The organism is Pseudomonas sp. 11/12A (assembly GCF_000800055.1).
GTDB classification, from domain to species: domain Bacteria; phylum Pseudomonadota; class Gammaproteobacteria; order Pseudomonadales; family Pseudomonadaceae; genus Aquipseudomonas; species Aquipseudomonas mohnii.
Window position 1 is genome coordinate 197,129 of record NZ_JUGV01000001.1, and the last position, 14,677, is coordinate 211,805.

The 14,677-nt window shown below is 61.0% G+C and carries 15 protein-coding genes and 1 pseudogene; 6 read left to right on the forward strand and 10 right to left on the reverse strand.

Going from position 1 to position 14,677, the window contains the following annotated elements:
- Positions 1-59 precede the first annotated feature (59 nt).
- The 7 genes and pseudogenes from GQ39_RS00895 to GQ39_RS00925 all read right to left on the reverse strand — a co-directional run bounded on the left by GQ39_RS00895 (position 60) and on the right by GQ39_RS00925 (position 5,362).
- A complete protein-coding gene (locus GQ39_RS00895; protein WP_047526518.1) occupies positions 60-590 on the reverse strand; it encodes a DsbA family protein in 531 nt (176 codons plus the stop codon).
- Between the two features lie 17 nt (positions 591-607).
- Positions 608-1,144 carry a redoxin domain-containing protein gene (locus GQ39_RS00900; RefSeq protein ID WP_052193451.1) on the reverse strand — a complete coding sequence of 179 codons (537 nt, stop codon included), beginning with the start codon at positions 1,142-1,144 and terminating at the stop codon, positions 608-610.
- A gap of 106 nt (positions 1,145-1,250) precedes the next feature.
- Positions 1,251-1,476: pseudogene (locus GQ39_RS33115) on the reverse strand (TolC family protein); the annotation flags it as partial.
- A gap of 504 nt (positions 1,477-1,980) precedes the next feature.
- Positions 1,981-2,289, reverse strand: coding sequence for a DUF3077 domain-containing protein (locus GQ39_RS00910; RefSeq protein ID WP_047526520.1), 309 nt, complete (start codon positions 2,287-2,289; stop codon positions 1,981-1,983).
- 492 nt (positions 2,290-2,781) lie between these two features.
- Positions 2,782-3,831 (reverse strand): alkene reductase, encoded by a 1,050-nt coding sequence (locus tag GQ39_RS00915; RefSeq protein ID WP_047526522.1) that lies wholly within the window; start codon positions 3,829-3,831, stop codon positions 2,782-2,784.
- A 30-nt stretch (positions 3,832-3,861) separates the two neighbouring features.
- The gene (locus GQ39_RS00920; protein WP_047526525.1) at positions 3,862-5,028 is read right to left on the reverse strand and encodes an MFS transporter; all 1,167 of its coding nucleotides are present in this window, start codon (positions 5,026-5,028) and stop codon (positions 3,862-3,864) included.
- A 31-nt stretch (positions 5,029-5,059) separates the two neighbouring features.
- On the reverse strand, positions 5,060-5,362 hold the full coding sequence (locus GQ39_RS00925) for an ArsR/SmtB family transcription factor (protein ID WP_047526527.1): 303 nt from the start codon (positions 5,360-5,362) through the stop codon (positions 5,060-5,062).
- Between the two features lie 169 nt (positions 5,363-5,531).
- Here GQ39_RS00925 and GQ39_RS00930 point away from each other — a divergent pair, with 169 nt between their 5' ends.
- Positions 5,532-6,110, forward strand: a complete 579-nt coding sequence (locus tag GQ39_RS00930; RefSeq protein WP_047526529.1) for an acyl carrier protein phosphodiesterase — start codon at positions 5,532-5,534, stop codon at positions 6,108-6,110.
- Positions 6,111-6,156: 46 nt separating this feature from the next.
- Here the strand turns inward: GQ39_RS00930 and GQ39_RS00935 are convergent, their stop codons facing one another.
- Positions 6,157-6,948, reverse strand: a complete 792-nt coding sequence (locus GQ39_RS00935; RefSeq protein ID WP_047526530.1) for a lysophospholipid acyltransferase family protein — start codon at positions 6,946-6,948, stop codon at positions 6,157-6,159.
- Positions 6,948-7,703, reverse strand: coding sequence for an L-ornithine N(alpha)-acyltransferase (olsB, locus tag GQ39_RS00940; RefSeq protein ID WP_047526532.1), 756 nt, complete (start codon positions 7,701-7,703; stop codon positions 6,948-6,950). The genes GQ39_RS00935 and olsB overlap by 1 nt, the downstream gene beginning before the upstream one ends.
- A 154-nt stretch (positions 7,704-7,857) precedes the next feature.
- On the opposite strand from olsB, the gene GQ39_RS00945 reads away from it, so the two are divergent.
- The 5 genes from GQ39_RS00945 (at position 7,858) to GQ39_RS00965 (ending at position 12,217) form a co-directional block, all read left to right on the forward strand.
- Positions 7,858-8,736: an acyl-CoA dehydrogenase gene (locus GQ39_RS00945; RefSeq protein ID WP_047526535.1), complete on the forward strand. Its 879-nt coding sequence runs from the start codon at positions 7,858-7,860 to the stop codon at positions 8,734-8,736.
- A 180-nt stretch (positions 8,737-8,916) separates the two neighbouring features.
- Positions 8,917-10,011, forward strand: a complete 1,095-nt coding sequence (locus tag GQ39_RS00950; protein ID WP_047526537.1) for a serine hydrolase domain-containing protein — start codon at positions 8,917-8,919, stop codon at positions 10,009-10,011.
- The gene (locus GQ39_RS00955) at positions 10,008-10,334 is read left to right on the forward strand and encodes a hypothetical protein (RefSeq protein WP_047526539.1); all 327 of its coding nucleotides are present in this window, start codon (positions 10,008-10,010) and stop codon (positions 10,332-10,334) included. Before GQ39_RS00950 ends, GQ39_RS00955 begins: the two co-directional genes overlap by 4 nt.
- A 133-nt stretch (positions 10,335-10,467) precedes the next feature.
- The gene (locus tag GQ39_RS00960; protein WP_047526541.1) at positions 10,468-11,058 is read left to right on the forward strand and encodes a YceI family protein; all 591 of its coding nucleotides are present in this window, start codon (positions 10,468-10,470) and stop codon (positions 11,056-11,058) included.
- Position 11,059: 1 nt separating this feature from the next.
- Positions 11,060-12,217 (forward strand): phospholipase D-like domain-containing protein, encoded by a 1,158-nt coding sequence (locus GQ39_RS00965; protein WP_047526545.1) that lies wholly within the window; start codon positions 11,060-11,062, stop codon positions 12,215-12,217.
- Between the two features lie 66 nt (positions 12,218-12,283).
- Here GQ39_RS00965 and bglX read toward each other — a convergent pair whose 3' ends face one another.
- Positions 12,284-14,575: a beta-glucosidase BglX gene (gene bglX, locus GQ39_RS00970; protein WP_047526548.1), complete on the reverse strand. Its 2,292-nt coding sequence runs from the start codon at positions 14,573-14,575 to the stop codon at positions 12,284-12,286.
- Positions 14,576-14,677 lie beyond the last annotated feature (102 nt).

Here is a 14,677-nt window from a genome sequence, read left to right on the forward strand (position 1 = left end):
CTGGTTCGTCCTCGGCTCCGGTGTGGGTGATGCCAGACCGATGTCGCTGCCTAGTGATTTCACCCACGCATTAACGAAAGCTCAATCATCTGACTCATCTCGGTGAACTCTGGAACCCCGTCATAGCGAAGCCCGTCAATGTAAAACGCTGGGGTGCCATTCACGCCGCTGCGTACGCCGCCATTAAAATCGGATTTTATTTTGGATTCGTAGGTACCGTCTTGCATGGCAAGATAGAGTTCTTCGTCGGAGAGGCCGTGTTTTAGAGCGATGGCCCGAAACAGTGGCAGGCCCAATCGATCCTGGTTTTCATACAATTCGTCGTGAGCCTCCCAGAAGAATCCTCGACTCCCGGCAAACTCAGCGGTGACAGCTGCAGCCATCGCATGCGGGTGAGCAGTGGTCAGTGGAAAATTTCGGAATACGAACAGCAAATCATCGCGAAAATGCTGTTGCAGATTCTTGACCATCCAATACGCTTCACCGCAATAGGGACATTGATAGTCGCCAAATTCCACCAGTGTGACCTTGGCATGCGCACTTCCCTGGCGATGGTCGCTGGCACTTACCGGGACTTTGAGAGTGGCCATGGGATCACCTGTTAATTTTAGGTTGGCGTGCTTTGTGATGAATTCGCCAGAGCATCCAGCGCATCCAGAATGCCGTCCGCCCCGGGATTGATTGCCATCGGGGAGACGTAGCTCCAGGCGACCACCCCCTCCTTGTCAATCACGAACAGCGCTCGCTTACAAACCCCCAGGTGGGAGTCGTACGCTCCATACTGTCGCGCCACAGCCCCTTTGGGCTCGAAATCGGCCAGCAGGCTGAAGTGGAAACTCCGATCTTTGGCAAAGGCCTGATGACACCAGGCGCTATCAACCGAGATACCCAGAAGCGTCGCACCGTATTCTCTGAATGTAGGTAGCAACTGGTTGTACAAGGTCAGTTGGTCGCCACAAACCGCACTCCAGTCAGCAGGATAAAACGACAGTATCACCGGATTTCCCTTTAACTCGCGTAGCGACAACGGCTGATCAGGGGTTGCGTACAGAGTGAAGTCGGGCGCGACAGTGCCGGCCGGCAGCGGCCCCTGAACCAGGTCGTCATTCGTTTCTTTTGCGTGATCCAATGCTGAAGTGTTCATAGCCTGAGCCCTGATAGATGGGTGGTTGGGGTCTACTCAGGGGGATACGACTTGCCCGGTGGGATGACTCCATCCTCCGTCAAGGGATTATAAATGGCGACGATGCCTCGATCGCAGCCTGAGCCTGAGTGTTTTCGGCAGCGAGACGTTCACGTTCCGCATCACGAAGCACGAGGAAGTTCGCCGTGTCTTCGCGGTATTGGATTGAGGACCAGGTCTGCAGCAGAACGGCAGGATTTGCTCTGGCCCACCAATGACTATAGTCGTTGGTGGCGCTTGCCGTAGTCGCTGAACGCATTTTGGGTTTCCTCCAGTGCCAGCAACACCTCGCGCGCTTATCTTGCTGCCATTTTTGGCGGCTTTTTTTACCCGATGGTTTTGGCAGCTGTTTCGCCACTTCAGACAGATGTACTTCTGCTTTCTAAGCTGAACGGTTGTCACGGTAGCCTTTACAAATATTGTCACTGACCGCTTTTGGCCGATTCTGTTGAAAAAGTCGGTCCTTCCAGACTGCCCTCGTACTGGCTGCTGAAAATGCCTTTTTTGCGCGCAGCTACGCGAAATCTGAGCCCGGAATCCTCTGTTCAAAGTAAAGATTTCAATCTCAAGCGCGTACTTTTCCGCCGTGGAAACCATGGCCGACTTTTTCAACAGAATCGGCCGTTCTCTGCCGATCATGGTTACAACGCGTGCTGGTCAAATCCGATGCAATCGCTGGTCAGAACCAATGCAAGTGAAGGGTCAGTTCGAATGCAAGCGGGCAATCAAGTGGAGCGCAATTTCGCAGCTGAAAAAGCCGCGTTCGTACGCGGCTTTTTTACGCCCATGAGCCGTCCTTATGGCGTTACGCCCGTGCGCTCACGATCAGCCTCTCGATCCAGCACCTTCGCCACATCATCGATCACCGCTTTGCTCATCGCTGTCAGGTAATGGGCGGCCCAGGCGTGGCGGTCGGTGTCTTTGGCGTAGGCGGCGTCGACGGCGAGCTCCTTGACCAGGAAGAGCAGATTGGAGGCCTGGGCTAACGCGTCGGCGAGGGGCACGCCACGGCTGACATGAAACAGCGCCTGGTTCGAGCAGTAAATGAAAGGGGTTAAGCCGATGGTTTTGAGTTCTGAGGGATCGATTGGATTTGTTTTAGCCATGGTGAAGTTCCTAATTTGAAGGGCTGTCGCATTCGTTTCCAAGCGAATGGGTGGCAGCTGTGCGCAGGTTGGAAAACCGGGAAATTAGGAAACCGGCACGCCCGAAGACGTCCCGCGCACAGCCGCCATGACTCAATATCGTGACGGGCAAACTGTTGCGTTCAATTTCGACGGGTTTCCAAGCCCGATCGCTGAATGGGTCAGCGACGTCCGGAGCCTATCCCGTCAAAGAAAAGCGCAACAAGGCATCAAAGTGCCCAAACGCAAGATTCGGAGTTTGCCTACAAGGTCCTACGGCGTCATCCGATATTGCGGTTTCGTAATTAAACGAAACCAAACAAAAGGCGCACTGGCACAAGAGGGTGCAGACGGCAAGGTGTCCGCTGTCCTGGGACTGAGGACACCTTGAGCATCCGGGTCGGGTTGCTGTCAAGGGCAACAAAAAGCCCCAACTCTCTCAAGTCGGGGCTTTGGCATTTCAGCGGGTGACGATTACAGCGTCGGGTAGTCGATGTAGCCGACCGGGCCCTTGGCGTAGAACAGTTCCGGACGCGCTTCGTTGAGCGGCGCGTCGGCCTTCAGGCGTGCCGGCAGGTCCGGGTTGGCAATGAACGGTACGCCGAAAGCGACGGCGTCAGCCTTGCCGGCGGCCAGCCAGGCGTTGGCGCTGTCCTTGGTGAAGCGTTCGTTGATGATGTATGGGCCGCCGAAGGCTTCCTTGATTTGTGGGCCGAGGCTGTCGGCGCCTTCTTTCTCGCGCGAGCAGATAAAGGCGATGCCGCGCTTGCCCAGTTCACGGGCCACGTAGGTGAAGGTCTCGGCCAGGTTGTCGTCGCCCATGTCATGGGAGTCGGCACGTGGCGACAGGTGTACACCGACGCGGCCAGGACCCCAGACTTCGATCGCGGCGTCGGTCACTTCCAGCAACAGGCGTGCACGGTTTTCCAGGGAGCCGCCGTAGTGGTCGGTGCGCTGGTTGGTGCTGCTTTGCAGGAACTGGTCGAGCAGGTAGCCGTTGGCGCCGTGGATTTCCACGCCGTCGAAACCGGCGGCCTTGGCGTTCTCGGCACCGACGCGGTAGGCGTCGACGATGTCGGCGATTTCAGCGGTTTCCAGGGCGCGCGGGGTCGGGTAGTCGGACAATGGGCGAACCAGGCTGACGTGACCCTTTGGCTGGATGGCGCTTGGCGCGACCGGTTTTTCGCCGTTCAGGTACGACTCATGGGAGATCCGGCCAACGTGCCACAGTTGCAGGAAGATCTTGCCGCCGGCGCCATGGATCGCTTTGGTGACGTTGGTCCAGCCGCGTACCTGATCGTTGGACCAGATGCCCGGGGTGTCCGGGTAGCCGACGCCCATCGGCGTGACCGAAGTGGCCTCGCTGAGGATCAGGCCGGCAGAGGCGCGTTGTACGTAGTACTCGGCCATCAGCGCGTTCGGCACTCGGCCTTCGTCGGCGCGGCAGCGGGTCAACGGGGCCATGATGATGCGGTTGGACAGTTCCAGGTCGCCCAGTTTGATCGGATCGAAAATAGTCGTCATTCGTTAAAACCCTCGTGAGGTAATGGTTAATCAGTTAGTCGCAGGAGCCAGTTCGGGATTGCCGCTCTGGCGGAAAGTGATCAGGGTGGCCAGCAGGGCGAGCACCGCCAGTGCCGCTGCGGCGAGTGGCACGCTGGTCAGGCCGAAGCCGTGGGCAATCACGCTGCCGCCGATCCAGGCGCCGAGTGCGTTGCCGACGTTGAATGCGCCGATGTTCAGGGTCGACACCAGGTTCGGCGCGGCCTTGCCGTAGGTCACCACGTTGACTTGCAGGGCCGGCACGGCGGCGAAACACGCGGTGGCCCAGAGGAACAGGGTGATTTCGGTGGGGATCAGCGCGACGCTGGTCCAGGTCAGTACGGTGGAGACCACGGCCATGGCGATGAAGACGCCGATCAGCGTCGCGGCCAGGCCTTTGTCCGCCAGTTTGCCGCCGATGATGTTGCCGACGGTCAGGCCCAGGCCGATCAGCATCAGGCTCCAGGTCACGCCACGGGGCGAGACGCCGGTGACTTCGCCCAGCAGCGGCGCGACGTAGGTAAAGAGGGTGAACACCGAGGCGGCGAACAGCACGGTCATGCTCAGGGACAACCAGATGCCGGCGCCTTTGAGGGCACGCAGTTCGGCGCGCATGTCGAGTGTTTCTTCATCGCGCTTGGCCGGCAGAAAACGAATCAGGCCGATCAGCGCGATCACACCGATGACCGTCACCGCCCAGAAGGTCGAGCGCCAGCCGGCTTCCTGACCGAGCGCGGTGCCCAGCGGCACGCCGAGGACGTTGGCCAGGGTCAGGCCGGTGAACATCAAAGCCACGGCCGATGCACGTTTGTTCGCCGGCACCAGGCCCGCCGCCACCACCGAGCCAATGCCGAAGAAGGCACCGTGGCACAGCGCTGTCACCACACGGGCGAGCATCAGCACGTTGTAGTCACTGGCCACCGCGCACAGCAGGTTGCCGATAATGAATATGCCCATCAACGCCACCAGCGCAGCCTTGCGCGGCAGTTTGGCGGTGGCCAGCGCCATGAACGGCGCGCCGATGGCCACGCCCAGGGCGTACCCGGTCACCAGCCAGCCGGCACCGGGGATCGACACACCGAGGTCGGCCGCCACGTTGGGCAGCAAGCCCATGATGACGAACTCCGTGGTGCCGATGGCGAAGGCGCTCAAGGCCAGGATGAGTAGCGAGAGAGGCATTGGTGAATTCCCTTTTGGCTGACTTTAAGGGTCAGAGCTCTTTGCTGAAGGTCTTGAGGAACTCCTGGATGGTTTCCTCGTTGCGTTTGAAGAAATGCCACTGGCCGACTTTGCGGCTGCTGATCAGGCCGGCGCGTTGCAGGGTCGCCAGGTGCGCGGACACCGTGGACTGCGACAAGCCGCAACGTTGATCGATCTGCCCGGCGCAAACGCCGTGCTCGTTGCTGTGGGTCTGGTCTGGAAATTCGACGTCCGGGTCTTTGAGCCAGTGCAGGATTTCTCGCCGTACCGGGTGCGCCAGGGCTTTTATTATTTCGTCGAGATTGAGGGTCATGGGTGTGGGCTCGTGATGATTAAAACGCTATATCGCGATGGGGCGAACTTTAAATCGGTATTTCGCGATATACAAATATGATTTGGGTCTGACCCGCTCACATTTCGGCATATCGAGTTATAACGATACGTTGGTGTGTCGATACAAGGGGCAGTGCTAAGCTGCGACCATGAACTATCTCGCACATCTTCACCTCGGTGGCCAGCGTCCCGGTCAACTGCTCGGCAGTCTGTATGGCGATTTCGTCAAGGGACGGCTGCAAGGGCAGTTCGATCCGGAGATCGAAACGGCCATCCAACTGCATCGCAGCATCGACGTGTTCACCGATCGCCACCCGTTGGTGGATGCTTCGTTGTCGCGGTTTTCCCTGACGCGCAGGCGCTATGCCGGGATCGTCCTCGACGTGTTTTTTGACCACTGCCTGGCGCGAGACTGGGTGCTGTACGCAGATCGGCCGCTGGAGCATTTCACCTCGGACGTATACCGGGTGTTGTCCAGTGAACGGCAGTTGCCCGAACGGCTGGCGAAAATCGCACCGCACATGGTGGCCAATGACTGGTTGGGGTCTTACCGGGAGTTTGAGGTGCTGGAGCAGGTGCTGAGGGGGATTTCCCGGCGGTTGACCCGGCCTGAGGAACTGGCCGCCGCGATGCAGGAGTTGCGGATGTTGTACGAGCCGTTGAGCGAGGACTTCCGGTTGTTCTATCCGCAGCTTCAGGCGTTTGCGCAGAACCATCCGACAACATAGATCACTGTGGGAGCTGGCAAGCCAGCTCCCACAGGGGGGGATGTGTTCAGGCCGCGATGGCGGGGCGCATCGGGACCGGTTGTGTTTCCGGAATCGCCCCGAACAATGCCTTCTGCACCGCCTGCTGTGCCTCGAACGCCAGCGCCGCGCGTTCGCGACCTTCGCAAGCGATCGGCTTGAGCAGATGGATTTCCACTTGCCCCCGGTCGTTGGCAAACAAACGCATCAGGTGCGACAGCAAATCATCTTCGCCAATGAACGGCGCCAGCATGCAAGGCTCACCGTCACGCACATAACGAATCGCCACCGGTTGCAGCTTCACTTCGGAATCAATCGCCGCCGACAACAAGCGACCGTGAAAGGTGCGCAGCGAACGGCCATCGGTGGTGGTGCCTTCCGGGAACATCAGCAGCGGGTGTGCCTGCTCCAGGTGGCGAGTCATCTGTTTGCGGATCAACTGGCTGTCGCCCGAACCGCGACGGATGAACAGACTGCCGGCCTTGGCCGCCAGCCAACCCGCCACCGGCCAGGTCCGCACTTCGGCCTTGGACAGGAACGACAACGGCGTGAGCATCCCCAGCAACGGGATGTCGGTCCAGGACACATGGTTGCTGACCCAGAGCATCGACGTCTTCGGCAGTTCCCCTTGCACCGTCACGTCGAAGGGCAGGGCGTTGCTCAGGCGCGCCATGAAAAAACGCGACCAGCGCTGACGGCGCTCCATCGAGTGCGCCATGCCCAGGCGCTCGAACACCCCGAACACGGTGGCCATGCTCAGGCCGAGCCCGACCACCAGCAGCACCCGCGCGATTCGCGCGTACACGCGCAACCGACGCATCACACAGCCGCCTTGAAGTGTTTGGCGTAACGCGGGCAGAGCTCATCGCGCTTGAGCAGGATGAACACATCGGCAACCTGGAAGTCTTCGTCCCAGCATGGCTCGCCGCAGATTTTTGCGCCCAGGCGCATGTAGGCCTTGAGCAGCGGCGGCATTTCGGCGATCACGTTCGATGGAATATCGAGGGTCGGCAGTGGCTTCTTCGGTTCGGCCCGCAGGTGCTCGGTGCACAGGTAGCGTTCGCGCAGGCGCTGCATGATCGCGTGGGCCTGAATCCCGCCGTCCTGCATCGGAATGCTCGCGCACCCCATCAAGTAGCTGTAGCCACCCTGGTTCAGCACTTCGGCCAGTTCGCTCCAGAGCACGGCGATGGTGCCGCCGTTGCGGTAGGCCGGATCGACGCAGGTGCGGCCGATTTCCAGGATTGGGCCTTGCAGATGGATCAGGCCGTGCAGGCTGAATTCTTCTTCGCTGTAAAACCTGCCCAGGCTGCTGGCGGCGGTGTGATCGAGCAAACGAGTGGTGGCCACCAGGCGCCCGGTGTTGAGGTCACGTACGCCGATGTGGGCGCAGTGAACATCGTAGTCATCCATGTCCAGACCCAGTTCCGCGCCCTTGAGTGTGGCGTTGAATTCGCCGCTGAACACGTTGAAGCGCAGGGCCTGGGCTTCCTGCAGAGCCTCGATGCCGACCAGGCGTTCGGCTTGCAGGCGGCGTTCGTTGCCGGTGTCGCTGATGCGGGCGATCTGAGTCATGGCGAATCTCCGTGCGGGCTGTTCACTCGTCTTTGGGTGCAGCCGGTCGACTTTCTTTATGCAGCCGTGTTGTGCAAAGTCAGGCTATGTAGCGCCGGTGTCATCGCCGTTAAGCTTTGGTGATGCTTATATGACAGCCCACAAGGAGCCTCTTATGCCCTGGCAAACCCTGTTGATTCGCCGCGATCGCTTGCCCGCCAACCCGGACCTGGGTGAGGGCTTCGCGACCTTGTTGCACCTCTTGGGCACGGTCACACCCTTTGATTTGGCGGTGGCGGGGGGGCGGATGATGGCGACCCCGGGGCTGGCATTTCTGGTGGGGTATCAAGCCGCCTTGCGCATGTTGTGGCCGAGCGCGCCGTCGAGCCTCGGCGCGTTATGCGCCACTGAGCAGCGCAGCCTGCGAGTGGCGGACATGCAAACCCGTCTGCACGATTTGCGCTTGAGCGGGCGCAAGGACTTTGTCACCGCTGGCGATGCCGCCGACTGGCTGTTGATCGCTGCGCGCAGTGAGGCCCCCGGCGACGATCCGTGTCTGAGCCTGGCGGTGGTGTATCCCGGTGAACCGGGCGTGCGAGTGGAAAAACTGGCGGCGATCCCGTTGATGCCGGACGTCAGCCATGGCCGGGTGTTTCTGGACAACGCTTTGTGCGAGTTGCTGGCCGGGGACGGTTGGGGCGCCTACGTCAAACCGTTCCGAACCCTGGAAGACATCTATGTGTTGAGCGCCATGACGGCGTGGCTGTACGGCGTCGGCCAGGACAGTGATTGGCCGCAAGCCTTGCAACTGCGCTTGCTGGCGCTGCAGGCCGGGTGCGCGGAAGTCAGCCGCCAGGCACCGAACAATCCGTGCGGGCATGTGTTGCTCGGCGGCTTGTTTGCGCAGTTCGAGGGGCTCAAGGCTGAAATCAATCAAGCGCTGGCCGAAGGCCCGCCACAGTGGGCGGCGATGTGGCAGCGCGATCAGGCGGTGATGGATCTGGCGGCGGGGGCACGTGGCAAGCGTCTTGCCAAAGCATTGGCGGCGATCTGACTGGCCCCATCGCGAGCAAGCTCGCTCCCACAGGTTTTGTGCCATGAACAATATTTCATTCACCCAAAAAACGTGTGGGAGCGAGCTCGCTCGCGATAGCCATCGTTCCGGCAATGCAATTTTCAAAACTGTCATCAACCTCGACTAGGCTCAGAAGGTTAATCCCCACGAGCACCCGCCATGCCCAAAGGCCTGTCGTTGTTTGTAGTGCTGCTGTTCAGTCTCGCGGTCCACGCGGAAAACTGGCCTGGCGAACAGTGGTCACCCGGCCCGAGCGTCACCGGGCCGGCGCTTCGGACGTTTGAGAATTACGCCTTCCCACCGCGCAACGACACCACTCGCCAGGGTGTCCGCACCGATGCCTTGCTGGTGATTCGCGATGGCCAGTTGATCTTCGAGCGTTACGCTGGCCCGACCACCGCCGCAACGCCACACCTGACCTGGTCCATCAGCAAGAGCCTGATGGCCACGGTGCTGGGCGTGGCCTACGGCGAAGGCCGGTTCAATCTGCAGGACCCGGTGGCGAAGTTCTACCCGCCACTGAAAAAACACCCTGACATGACCATGGCCGACCTGCTGCACTGGGCCTCGGGCCTGGACTGGCAGGAAGACTACGAATACGCGCCATTGAAATCCTCGGTGGTAGCGATGCTCTACACCCGTGGGCACCGCGACATGGCGGCGTTTACCGTCGATCAGGACGCGTACGCCGCGCCGGGTCAGGTGTTTCGTTACTCCAGCGGTGACAGCGGTCTGTTGTCCGCTGCGCTGAAGGGCATCGTCGGTCCGGCCCGCTATGCAGACTATCCGTGGACCGCGCTGTTTGATCCCCTGGGCATTCGCCATGCCATCTGGGAAACCGACGCCACGGGTGTCTTCGTCGCCTCGTCTTACGCCTACCTCACCGCGCGGGATCTGGCGCGGGTCGGTCTGTTGATGGCCCGCGACGGGCGCTGGGGCGAGCGCCAGTTGCTGCCCAAGGATTGGGTGGCCTTCAACCGCGAACCCTTCGCCCGCTATCACGCCAGGCAGGACGACGCCGTGCCCGGCGGCCACTGGTGGCTCAACCGCGACGTGGAGGGCGCGCCCCGGCCCTGGCCCGACGCACCCGCGGACACCTTCGCCGCGCTAGGACACTGGGGGCAGGCGATGTACGTGATCCCCAGCGAAAACCTGGTGATCGTGCGCTACGGCGATGACCGCGACGACAGTTACCAACACAACCAATTACTCAAACTCGCGCTCAAGGCCTTTGGCGGCAAGGTGCAGCCATGAACCGACGCAGCTTCGTTCGTCGCCGGCCGTTCAGCACCTTGCTGTTGATTGTGCTGATCGTCTTGTCCGGCTGGATCTGGCGGGAGCGGGTGGCGCTGTCGGCGTTCCCGGACATCATCAGCGCCTACACCGCCAAGGAATATTGCTCGTGCCGCTACGTGATGAACAACGGCGCCGAGTACTGCCGTGGCTACGTGAAACAGTGGCTGCCCATCAGCGGCTTTACCGATGACGCCGCCAGCAAGCGCGTTACCGTCAGCGGTTTGGGACGCAGCAACAGTTCCGTGTGGATCGGTGAGCGTCAGGGCTGTCGCCTTGACTGAATCGACGCTTTTTTTGGGCGAGGGGGCTTGCCACAGACGCGTGCCTTTAATTCAGGCTCTTTGGCATTAATGTTTGCAACCTGTGTCAGGGCAGTTAAGGTTCAGCACAGGTTTATCTGCCCCACGAGTCACTATGTTCAAGCGTTCCATCATCAAAAGCTTCTCCATCCTGCTGTTGGCCGGCGCTTCGTTGTCGGCCCAGGCCAACTGGTACCTGGACGGCGAGTCTTCGCGGCTGTCGTTCGTCAGCACCAAAAACGCCAATGTTTCCGAAGTGCAGCGCTTTCTGGTGTTGCACGGCAAGGTCGATCCCAAAGGGGTGGCTGAGGTGGAGGTCGAGCTTGAATCGATCAACAGCGGCATTCCGTTGCGCGACGAGCGCATGCGCAAAGAGCTGTTCGAGATCGACAAGTTTCCCGAAGCGCTGATCACCACGCAGATCGATCTGCGCCCGATCAACGATCTTGCCCCCGGTGCGCAGCTGGAACTGCGCTTGCCGCTCACCGTCAACCTGCATGGCCAGCAACACACCTACAACACCGAGTTGCTGGCGACCCGTCTCGATGACCGGCGCTTTCAGGTGGTGACGCTGGAGCCGGTGGTGATCAATGCCGAAGACTTCGACCTGGCCCCCGGCCTGGAAGCGTTGCGCAAGCTCGCCGGGCTGTCGGCGATCAGCCTGTCGGTGCCGGTGGGTGCCGTCCTGATCTTCACGGCGCGCTGACATGGCCGGCCCCGTCTTTCCCTGGCGTGAAGGCAACCACTTCGAACTGCTGATCGACGGCCCGCAGTTTTTTCCGCGCATGCTGGTGGCGATTGCCCGTGCCGAAGAGCAAGTCGAACTGGAGTTGTACCTGGTGGAGGCGGGTGCCTGCGCCGAGGCGATGGTTCAGGCGTTGGTCCAGGCCGCCGGGCGCGGTGTGCGGGTGCGTTGCCTGTTCGATGATTACGGCAGCCTGGCCTTCACGTTGAACCTGCGTCAGCGCCTGATGGCCGCCGGGGTCGAGCTGCGTTTCTACAATCGCCTGAGCTGGCGGCGTTGGGTCGGTAATTTCTACCGCGATCACCGCAAGCTGTTGCTGGTGGACCAGAGCCTGGCGGTGGTCGGCGGCACCGGTGTCACCGATGAATTCTGGACGCCGGGCGAGGATGTCAGTGAGTGGCACGAGGTGATGGTGGAAATCACGGGGCCGCTGGTCCTTGACTGGCAGTTGCTGTTCGATCGGCAATGGATCGCCAACCGCCATCGCCGCGCCTGGAAACCCGCCTCGCACTTCGGCCTGCCGCGCTTGCCGCGGGTGCCCTCCACGGGTGAGGGCATGGGCCGGGTCGCCTATGCCGACGCCCGTCAGCATCGGGACATCCTGCATTCGCTAGTTCGTGCCTTGAACAGCGGGCACAAGCGAGTCTGGCTCGCCACCCCTTATTTTCTGCCGACCTGGAGAGTCCGGCGTTCATTGCGTCGCGCGGCCAGCCGCGGTGTCGATGTGCGGCTGCTGCTGACCGGGCCGCGCACCGATCACCCTTCCGTGCGCTATGCCGGGCATCGCTACTACCCGCGACTGCTCAAGTCCGGGGTGAGGATTTTTGAGTACCAGCCCTGCTTCCTGCATTTGAAAATGGTTCTGATCGATGACTGGGTAAGCATCGGCTCGTGCAATTTCGATCACTGGAATTTGCGTTTCAACCTCGAAGCCAACCTTGAATCACTGGACGCCGGACTGACCCGGGCGGTGAAGGCGAGTTTCGAAAACGACTTCGCCTTGAGCCAGGAAGTGAGCCTGGAGTCGTGGAAGCGCCGACCGCTGTGGCGGCGGGTGAAGCAGAGGGTATGGGGATGGGTGGATCGGCTGGTGGTGAATCTGCTGGATCGGCGGGGATAGGTGCTACACCCAAAACCACTGTGGGAGCGAACTCGCTCCCACAGGTACTTCATGCAGCTCTAAGGATTACAGCAGTTCAAAGCTCTGCTGCGTCACGTCCTCGGAATCCAGGCCGATCTGCACGTTGAACTTGCCCGGTTCCGCCGCGTACTTGAGCTGGGCGTTGAAGAACTTCAGGTCGTCCTCGGTGATGGTGAAGTGCACGACCTTCTGTTCGCCGGCCTTGAGCATCACTTTCTGGAAGTTCTTCAGTTCCTTGATCGGCCGGATCATTGAGCCGGTCACGTCCTGGATGTACAGCTGCACCACGGTTTCGCCATCACGCTGGCCAGTGTTTTTCACCGTGACGCTGGCGTCGAGCTTGCCGGTCTTGTTCAGCGTGGTCGATGACAGGGCCATCTCGCTCAGGCTGAAGTCGGTGTAGCTCAGGCCATAGCCGAACGGGTACAGGGGGCCGGTGGTGTCATCGAAATACTGCGAGGTGTAGTTGCCCGGTTTGCCCGGCGTGAACGGCCGGCCAATGGTCAGGTGGTTGTAGTAGGTCGGAATCTGCCCCACCGAACGCGGGAAGGTGATCGGCAGTTTGCCGGACGGGTTGTAGTCGCCGAACAGCACGTCGGCGATGGCGTTGCCGCCTTCGGTGCCGCTGAACCAGGTTTCCAGGATCGCGTCAGCCTGTTCCTTCTCTTCGAGAATCGACAGCGGACGGCCGTTCATCAACACCAGCACCAGCGGTTTGCCGGTGGCTTTCAAGGCACGGATCAGCTCACGCTGGTTTTCCGGGATATTGATGTCGGTGCGGCTCGAGGATTCGTGGGACATGCCCCGGGATTCACCCACGGCGGCCACCACGACATCGGCATCCTTGGCGGCCTTGACCGCTTCGTCGATCAGCTCATGGGCCGGGCGCGGGTCATCCACCACTTCCGGTGCATCGAAGTTGAGGAAGTTCAGGTAATCGAGGACTTTCTTGTCGTTGGTGATGTTGGCGCCACGGGCGTAGATCAGCGTTGCCTTGTCGGCGACGGCGGCGTTCATGCCGTCGAACAGGGTCACCGATTGCGCGGGTTTCCCGGCGGCGGCCCAACTGCCCATCATGTCGATCGGCGCCTTGGCCAGCGGACCGACCAGCGCGATTTTCGCGGTTTTCTTCAGCGGCAGGGTCTCGTTCCGGTTCTTCAGCAGCACCAGGCTGCGACGCGCCACATCGCGGGCTTCGGCGCGGTGCAGGCGACTGTCGGCGTAGGTGTCGGCCGGGTCATCCTCGGCCTTGCCGATGCGCAGGTACGGGTCCTTGAACAGGCCCATGTCGTACTTGGCGCCCAGTACGGCACGTACGGCGTTGTCGATATCGCTTTGCTTGATCTCGCCAGACTTCAACAGCCCCGGCAGCTCTTTGCCATAGAGCGTGTCGTTCATGCTCATGTGGATGCCGGCCTTGATCGCCAGCTTCGCCGCTTCGCGACCGTCAGCGGCCACGCCGTGCTTGATCAGTTCGAAAATCGCGCCGTGGTCACTGACCGCCAGCCCCTTGAAGCCCCACTCCTTGCGCAGCAGGTCATTCATCAGCCAGGTGTTGGCGGTGGCCGGCACGCCGTTGATCGAGTTCAGCGCGACCATCACCCCGCCAGCGCCGGCGTCAATGGCGGCGCGGTAGGGCGGCAGGTAATCCTGGTACATCTTGACCGGGCTCATGTCGACCACGTTGTAGTCGCGACCGCCCTCGACCGCGCCGTACAAGGCGAAGTGCTTGACGCTGGCCATGATGCTGTCGGCGGCATTCGCGCCGGCGCCCTGGAACGCCTTGACCATCACGCCGGCAATCCGCGAGACGAGATAAGTGTCTTCGCCGAAGCCTTCGGACGTGCGACCCCAGCGCGGGTCGCGGGAGATGTCGACCATCGGCGCGAAGGTGATGTCGAGGCTGTCAGCCGCGGCTTCCTTGGCGGCGATGCGCCCGGACAGGCCGATGGCATCCATGTCCCAGCTCGAGGCCAGGGCCAGCGGGATCGGGAAAATGGTGCGGTGGCCGTGGATCACGTCATAGGCGAAGAACATCGGGATCTTCAGCCGGCTGCGCATCGCCGCGTCCTGCATCGGGCGGTTTTCCGGGCGGGTGATCGAGTTGAACGTACCACCGATCTTGCCGGCCGCGATTTCCTTGCGGATCAGCTCCCGGGGCATTTCCGGGCCGATGCTGATCAGGCGTAACTGGCCGATTTTTTCATCGAGGGTCATTTGCTTCATCAGTTTGCTGATGAAGGCGTCCTTGTTCTCCAGGGGTGCGGGTGTCGTGGCGGCCAATACGTTATGACTGGCCAGGCTGACGAGCAGGCCCAGCAAACACAGCTTCTTCATGAATAGTTTTCTCAAGGGCCCAAACGGCGAATACACACGCCGGCCAGCCAAAATTTAGGGAGCGACTATTGTTGTTCGGGTGCAGACTCGATAAACGACAGC